Annotated in this window: 4 protein-coding genes; 2 read left to right on the forward strand and 2 right to left on the reverse strand. The window is 68.1% G+C overall.

From position 1 onward, the window contains the following. A partial coding sequence (locus B2W70_RS15980; protein ID WP_286747167.1) for a TonB-dependent receptor occupies positions 1-699 on the forward strand: 699 nt, incomplete at its 5' end. A 43-nt stretch (positions 700-742) separates the two neighbouring features. Beyond that, positions 743-1,243, forward strand: a complete 501-nt coding sequence (locus B2W70_RS15985; protein WP_286747168.1) for a copper chaperone PCu(A)C — start codon at positions 743-745, stop codon at positions 1,241-1,243. A 36-nt stretch (positions 1,244-1,279) separates the two neighbouring features. On the opposite strand, the gene B2W70_RS15990 is transcribed toward B2W70_RS15985, so the two are convergent. Both B2W70_RS15990 and B2W70_RS15995 read right to left on the reverse strand, forming a co-directional pair. Further along, on the reverse strand, positions 1,280-3,250 hold the full coding sequence (locus B2W70_RS15990; protein WP_286747169.1) for a TonB-dependent receptor: 1,971 nt from the start codon (positions 3,248-3,250) through the stop codon (positions 1,280-1,282). Between the two features lie 215 nt (positions 3,251-3,465). After that, the coding region (locus B2W70_RS15995) for a DUF4465 domain-containing protein (protein ID WP_286747171.1) at positions 3,466-3,978 on the reverse strand (513 nt) is incomplete at its 5' end.

Here is a 3,978-nt window from a genome sequence, read left to right on the forward strand (position 1 = left end):
GCCTGGCGCACGCACCTGGCCTGGGGCCAGTCGCAGCGGGCGCCCGACCCCATCGAGGTGGGCAGCGTGGACGCATTGAAGCTGGCCCCCGAGACCAACCGCGAGCTGCACGCCGGCGTGGGCGGGACAGCGGGCCCGTGGCAGCTGAGCCTGGACGCCTTCCACAGCCGCATCGACGACTTCATCTTGCTGACCAGTGGCACCACCGCACGCAACGTGCAGGCCAGGCGCGTGGGCTGGGAGCTCGAAGGCCGCTGGCAATGGAGCCCCAGCTGGTCCAGCTCTGCGGCCTTCAGCCGGGTGCGCGCCGACAACCTGAGCGAGCGTCGCCCGCTGGCACAAACGCCCCCGCACGAGCTGCGACTGAACACCGACTGGCGCTCAGGCCCCTGGCAAGCCCGCGTTGAATGGCGCGGCGCGGCGCGTCAAGACCGGTACGCGTTCAACCAGGGCAACACCAATGGCCTGGACGTCAACGAGGCCACGCCCGGCTTCAGCGTCGTCAACGCGTCCGTTCGTCGTCAACTGCCCTGGCAGGCCAGCCTGGCCGTCGGGGTGGACAACGCATTCGACCGCTCATACGTTGAACACATCAACCACAGCGTCGACCGCAGCTGGGGCTCGCTGGGCTCCACGCTGAGCACCCGGGTGCCGGAACCTGGCCGCCGCTGGTGGGTCAAGTGGGTCCAGCGACTTTGATGGCAGGATGACACCTGCTGCTTTGCCCCTCAAGGAGACCGCCATGAAGAACCAACGCATCACCACCCCATCCCGTCGCCTGATCGCGGCGATCCTGCTTGGCATGGCCGGCACGGCCTGGTCCCAAGTTGCGGTCAGCGACGCCTGGGTGCGCGCCACCGTGCCAGGCCAGCAGGCCACCGGCATGTTCGCCAACCTCACCGCCAAGCAGGACAGCAAGCTCGTCGGAGGCAGCTCGCCCGTGGCGGGCACGGTCGAAGTCCATGAGATGAAGATGGAAGGCGACGTGATGAAGATGCGCGCCGTCGCATCGCTGCCCTTGCCTGCCGGACAAGCGGTGTCGCTCAAGCCCGGCTCGTACCACATCATGCTGATGGGCCTGAAAAAGCCCCTGCCCGATGGCAGCACCGTGCCCATCAAGCTCGTCGTCGAAGACGCGCAGAAGAAGCAGACGACCATCGACGTCAAGGTGCCGGCCAAGAAGATGGGCCCGGCCACCGAAGAGCACGGCCACGACCACGGGCACGGCCATCACAAGCACTGATCAGGCTGCAAAGGACCCCACGCCACAGCGCGGCCTTCAGAACCGCACGCTCAGCGTGGTGTGCGCTTGCCGCCCGGGCATGGGGTAGTAGGTCTGGCTGAATGCGAGGGTGCTGTAGCGCTCGTCAAACAGGTTGTTCACCCCCAAGGCCAGCTCGATGTCGTCCTGGCGGTAGCGCACCACGGCGTCCACCACCTGGTGGGCGCGCAGGCGAGCCAGCGGCGGGCTGCCCGCATTGGTGGCGCTGCTGACGTTGTCCGCATTGCCATCGCGACGCGGCCCCACGTGGCGCACCGACAGCGCCGACTGCCAGGCTGGGCTGGGTTGCCATCCCAGGGAGAGGCTGGCCGTGGTTCGGGCCACCAGCGGGATGTCACCCGCGCGCCCCGCCAGGCTGGGCACCAGGTAGCTGACCATGCCGTTCAGGCGCCAGTTGCGCGCGGGCTGCCAGCGCCCCGACAGCTCCACGCCTTGGCGGCGCGAGGCCTCGTCGCGGTTGCGGTTGAGTTCATCGCCTGCGGCGTCACGGCCGTAGTAGATCTCGTCTTGCAGGCGCATGTCGAACCAGGTCACGGACCACGACAGCCGCTCGCCTGCGCGTTGGCGCCAGCCCAGCTCCTGCGTGACGCCACGCTGCGGGCGCAAGTTGTCGGCCGCCTTGTTGAGCTCGTCGAGGTTGGGCGCGCGGAAGGTGCCGTTGCGGCGCACGAAGATGTCGGTGCCCTCGATGGGCTGCCATGTGATGCCGATCTCACCAAGCCGGTTGAACCAGTCACCAGACCTGGGCGCCTCGACTTCTTCATAAGCGTAGGGCGAGCAAGGCGGCAAGAAGCCACAGTTTTGTGCCCACCTTTGATTTTCGCGCGTGGTCTCGAATCGCGTCCATCGCGCGCCTGTTTGCACGGTGACAGCCTGATCAAGGCTAAGCGTGGTCGCAAGGCTCCAGGCTTGCGAGGCAGCGTCACCACTCAGGCGCTGGTGACCGGGTGTGCCGCTGGGCTTGTCCAAGCGCTCATAGCTGCCGTCCATGCGGCTCCAGCCCAGGTTAACCTGTTGGGCGCGTCCGGCCACATCGAAGCCGATGCGGTGGTTCAACTGGTGGTCCCAGCGCTCGGAAGCTGTCAGTTGCTCCTGCTCGGCCAGCGGTCGGTCTGGGTCCACGCCTTCGTAGAAGGGGTTGCGCCGCTCGCGGTGGCTGCTGCCCCACGTGAGTTGGCCGATCGCGCCGAAGTCCAGGCTGGCACCCAGGTCCTGCCGGTCGAGCTCGGTGCGCCCGCCTTCCAGCGGCGCCCGTGTCGCACGCAGCTCGCGCTCGCTGCCCGACTCGAACACGTCCCGCGAGACCGGGCCCGGCAAGCCGTAGCGATCGCGCTGGCGCACCAGGCGCGCCAGCGCATCGGCTTTGGCGCCGCCGACCGAGCCCTGCCAGCGCAGGCTCAGCGCCGCGCGCGTGCTGTCGAATTCCCCGTTGTCTCGCCAACCCGGGTCACGGCCCCGGTGGAGTTGGAGCACGGGCGTCCATGCGCCGGCTTGGGCGGCCAGTTGCACGTCGCCGATGCGCTCGCCCAAGGTGCCCACGCGCAACTGCGCGCGACCTCGCTGCTCGCCTTCGTCGAGCTCGGGCATGGTGGTGATGCGCACCACGCCTGCCACCGCGCCACTGCCGTGCTCGATGGCGCCACCGCCCCGGTCCACCTCGATCTGCCTGACTTCGCTGAGGGACAGCGACGACAGGTTGGCGCCCGACAGGTCGTTCTCGTTGATGACCACGCCGTCGACCACGATCAGCACATTGCTGCTGGCGGTCTCGCCCATGCCGCGCATGTCGAGGGTGGCGCTGCGGTCGTTGCCGAAGTAGCTCTGCAGCGCCAGGTTGGCCTCGGTGGCCAGAAGGTCGGACACCGAGCTCGCGCTGGCGCGAGCGATGTCCCGGGCCGTGATCACCGTGACGTTGCGGGCGGCGGCGCCCGGTGCGCTGGCGGCCTTTGCCGCGTCGCTCGCGCGCACGCTGACCTCGGGCAGCGTCAACTCGCTACCCTCTGGCTGCTGCTGCGACGGCGGCTTCGCGGTGTCCGGTGTCGAAGCGCCAGGTACCTGCGCGGTGGCGATGCCTGCGGCCAAGCCCAACGCCGAGCCGAGGGCCGCCACAACGCGCCGATTCAGTCCCGGCATTGACTGCCCCGGCCACTTGGCCAGGGCACGGTCCGCAAGCGCACCGCCGCTCATCGCAGCGATCGGCGACGCAGGCCCGAGACTCCGGCCACCCCCACCAACCCCACCAGCATCATCGCCATAGAAGATGCCTCAGGCACCGCCGTCACGGCCAGGTTGTCGATGGCGAAATAAGCCGGCGTGTTCATGCCGAAGTCACCGTTGTCGGACGAGCTCAGCTCGAACTTCAGCGCCGACACCGTGCCCAACGAACTCAAGTTCACGCTGGCCCAATTGCCGATCACGTAGTCAAGGCTGTTGTCTGCGAAGCGGTAGTCGGCCAGGTAGAAGTCCACACGGCCGGTTACCTGGTCGGCCGCGTTCAGGCCGATGAAGGTGAGCTTGAGGAAGTCGGCGTCATTGCCGCTTGCGCCACCAAACTTCTTGGCGAACGAGTCACCTTGCAGCATCGACAAGGCCGTGTAGGTGGTGTTGCTCACGTCCACGCTGGCGAGTTCGGCCGGAGCCTGAAAGCGCACCACGGGCGAGCCCAGGTAGGCCAGCGCATAGTTGGCCGAGCCGCC

Origin of the sequence: Aquabacterium sp. UBA2148 (assembly GCF_002328915.1) — a bacterium.
Lineage (GTDB): Bacteria > Pseudomonadota > Gammaproteobacteria > Burkholderiales > Burkholderiaceae_C > Aquabacterium > Aquabacterium parvum.

Coding starts and splice junctions, on each gene's coding strand:
- B2W70_RS15985 (WP_286747168.1), top strand. CDS start 743: ATGAAGAACCAACGCATCACCACCCCATCCCGTCGCCTGATCGCGGCG.